At 62.9% G+C, this 2,857-nt stretch carries 3 protein-coding genes and 1 pseudogene; 3 read left to right on the top strand and 1 reads right to left on the bottom strand.

What is annotated here, in order from left to right; all coding sequences use genetic code 11:
- The coding region (locus tag AC4FAH_RS14265; protein WP_490246278.1) for an NAD(P)-dependent oxidoreductase at positions 1-859 on the top strand (859 nt) is incomplete at its 5' end.
- Here the strand turns inward: AC4FAH_RS14265 and AC4FAH_RS14260 are convergent.
- Positions 831-1,757 (bottom strand): LysR family transcriptional regulator, encoded by a 927-nt coding sequence (locus AC4FAH_RS14260; RefSeq protein WP_213114800.1) that lies wholly within the window; start codon positions 1,755-1,757, stop codon positions 831-833. The two genes, AC4FAH_RS14265 and AC4FAH_RS14260, sit on opposite strands and share 29 nt — an antisense overlap.
- Positions 1,758-2,159: 402 nt before the next feature.
- Here AC4FAH_RS14260 and arfB point away from each other — a divergent pair, with 402 nt between their 5' ends.
- Together arfB and AC4FAH_RS14250 are read left to right on the top strand one after the other, a co-directional pair.
- Positions 2,160-2,573, top strand: coding sequence for an alternative ribosome rescue aminoacyl-tRNA hydrolase ArfB (arfB, locus tag AC4FAH_RS14255; protein WP_213114799.1), 414 nt, complete (start codon positions 2,160-2,162; stop codon positions 2,571-2,573).
- Between the two features lie 58 nt (positions 2,574-2,631).
- Positions 2,632-2,857: pseudogene (locus AC4FAH_RS14250) on the top strand (SIMPL domain-containing protein); the annotation flags it as partial.

The following is a 2,857-nucleotide window of genomic DNA, read 5'->3' as shown; positions in this document are numbered from 1 at the left end:
CGGAGTCGAGGGCGTCATGGCAGTGGCGGCGCCCGAGGGGCAAGTCGCGAGTCATTCGTGCTTCCGCGCCGAGGTCTACCTGATGGCGCTGGCCAAATCGCAACAGGTGCAGAAGGTACTGACGGGCAAGCAAGGCCTGCTGCGCAGGGCGCCGCCCGGCAGTACCGTGATCGATCTATGCAGTGGTGATGTCACGCTCAGCCGCGAACTGGCCGTGCAGACACGCCTCGCCGGCCATCACTGGCTGGAAGCGGCCACCAGTCGCAATCCGGCCGATGAAGCGAATGACAGCCTGACGCTGTTGATCGGCAGTGATGAGGCGACAGTAACGCGCATGACAGCGCTGCTCGACATCATCAGCACGCAGCATCTGCATGTCGGGGACGCCGGCTGTGGCCATGCCGCCGCCCTGGCCAGCGATTATCTGCATGCCGCGCACCTGATCACCACTGCCGAGGCGGTCGCCATGGCCTATCGCGCGGGCGTGACACCCCAGGCGTGCATCGATGCCATCAATCTGGGCGCCGGGCGCAGTGCCGTGAGCGAGGTGAATTTTCCGCGCTGGGTGCTGCCGGGCCGCTATGACTCGGGGATCTCCACCGGTCAGCTGCGCCGCGACCTGCGCCTGGCACGCAGTTTCGTCACCACGCTCAACCTGCCGGAAGGCTTGATGAAGGCAGTCTTCGAGCGCTGTCAGCCGCCGGAGCTGTGTCCGGCGGACGAGGATGATCTCCATCATCTGTGCGATCGCTGGCTGAGCAAGGTGCCTGCCCAGCTGCACCCGCCTCGACTAACCGAAACCAGAGCCCCTAAACCACAAGCCCTGGCTATCAGCGCGCTTCCTGACGCGGACCACTGAAAGCCGCGATCCAGCGCTCAAGATGGCGCAGTAGCTGCAGGCTGGCACGCGGCATGCGCCGCCCGACCCGCGTGATGATATGTGCGCGGGCCTGGCGGAAGCTGGCACATTCCACATCCCGCGCGATCAACACGCCCTCCTGGAGCTCACGGGCCGCGGCAAAGGCCGGCAACAGCGTGATGCACAGTTCGGACCGCGCCGCCTGCTTGAGCACTTCCATGGAATTGGTCTGCACCACCATATGCGGGCGCACCCCCGCCTCACGAAAACCATCGTCCATCAGCTGACGCACGCCGTGACTCGGCCCCCACAGCGCCATGGGGTGCTGCGCCACTTCCTCGAGTGTCAGCGCATGGGCCTCGCTCGCCAGCGGATGCTCCGGCGACATGATGGCCACCAGCGGCTGCGGACTCGAATGCCAGAAGCGCAACTGGGGATGGACCCGCTCGTGATACATCAGGCCGATATCCGCCTCATCCTCGATCACGCTGTCGATGATGCTCTGCATGCTGCCGGTATCGACCTTGAGCGTGATGCCGGGGTACTGCTTGCGAAAGGCGCGCAGCGGGCTGTTGATGATGTCGCCGACGAAACCTTCGCCGATGATCAGGCGGATTTCCCCGGTTTCCAGCCGCTGATAGGCATCGAGGCGCTCGCCGAGATGCTGGTCGAGCTTCTCTCGCTGCAGGATGTAATCCAGCAGCATCTCGCCGACCCGCGTTGGCTGCACGCCGTCGCGGGTACGCTCGATGAGCGAGGCGGCCATGGCCTCTTCGAGCAGACCTATCTGACGACTGACTGCCGAGGGGGCGATGTTCAGACGCGCTGCGGCACGCCGGATGGAGCCGGCTTCGACGGTGACCTGAAAATAGACAAGACGCTGATGCGGGATATCCATAAGGCGCTCTGCAGAGGATGGGAGAGGGAATTACATAAGTGCCAGGAAAAGTGCTGCCAAGAATGTCTGGATAACTGGACAGTCTTCACACAGGACGCAGCCAGCAGAGTACCCGATATTCTGACGTCTCGGGCAGCACGCGGTTGAACTCCCCCACCCTCAACGCCATATCAGAAGGAATCATCACGTCACCTCCTCGCTTCTCCTCCTCTTCATGACAGTTCTCACGGCCCTCCGCGCCGTGACGCGAGGACAGGCGATCAGCGTCGCGAGCAGGCCGAATGGAGAAGCAGACGCACCCGCCATTCTGAAGCCAGTGCGCGAATAGGCTAAGATGGCCCATCGCTCCATTGACTGTGTCGGCGAGACACACCACACAGTCCCATGACAAGGAGATTCAATATGCTGACCATCTCCAATTCGGTAGCGCTGGCCGACTGGGAAATCGACCTCACCCAGATTCGCGCCCAGGGCAATGGCGGCCAGAACGTCAACAAGGTCGCCTCCGCCGTCCATCTGCGCTTCGATGTTCAGCGCTCGACGCTGCCCGGCTTCTACAAGGAGCGCCTGATGCAGCTGTCGGATCAGCGCATCAGCAAGGAAGGCGTCATCATCATCAAGGCGCAGAGCCATCGCACCCTGGAGTTGAACAAGGAAGATGCGCTGGCACGCCTCAAGGCGATGATTCTGGATGCCGTCAAGGTACAGAAAGCGCGCCGTGCGACAGCGCCCAGCAAGGGCGCCAAGCGTCGCCGCGTCGACAGCAAGACGCGCAAGGGCAAGATCAAGGCCATGCGTGGCAAGGTACAGGACTGACATCGCCGCAAGCGGCGGCCAGTTCACGACTCATAACTCACCTCAGGGATGACAATTCATGCGCAATATCATCAGCTCGGCCGTGCTGGGCGGCCTGCTGGCCGTGGGGATGGTCTGGAGTGGCAGCTATCTCAAGCAGGCTGCCCAGGTATGGGAATCTTCCAGCCGTGTAGTGACGGTAAAGGGGCTCGCGGAGCGCGAGGTCAAGGCCGACCTGGCCCTCTGGCCGCTGCACTTCAGCGTCAATGCCAATCAGCTGACCGGGCTTCATGAGGCGCTGGCCA

Source organism: Cobetia sp., assembly GCF_983723665.1.
Note: the sequence above shows the minus strand (reverse complement) of the source record. Positions and strands in the feature narration are given on the sequence as shown.